Origin of the sequence: Calothrix sp. CCY 0018 (genome assembly GCF_963920925.1) — a bacterium.
Lineage (GTDB): Bacteria > Cyanobacteriota > Cyanobacteriia > Cyanobacteriales > Nostocaceae > Rivularia.
Window position 1 is genome coordinate 1 of the sequence record NZ_CAWUDI010000145.1, and the last position, 268, is coordinate 268.

At 69.4% G+C, this 268-nt stretch carries 1 protein-coding gene; it reads left to right on the forward strand.

The genetic code is table 11. The features are described 5' to 3' along the window. The coding region (locus tag ACM03V_RS34520; RefSeq protein ID WP_414625320.1) for an MHYT domain-containing protein at nucleotides 1-268 on the forward strand (268 nt) is incomplete at both ends.

A 268-nucleotide genomic window follows, 5' to 3' on the forward strand; every position in this document is an offset into this window, starting at 1 on the left:
GGGTCTGGCCATCGCCTCCATGCACTATACCGGCATGGCCGCTGTCATCCTGGCCCCCGCCTCACACGTCCCCCACGCCGGAGGCGCGTCTCCGGTCGCCCTGGCGGCGGCGGTCACAGCCGGATGCGTCATCATACTGTTCCTGGCGCTGGGGGCCTCGATCCTGGATCAGAGGACCAATGTCCTGTCCGCCATTGATGCAGGCGGCGTCGGCTTCTGGGAGGCCGCCCTGCCTCTGCGCTCTCCCATCCTGTCGGATCGGGCCCGC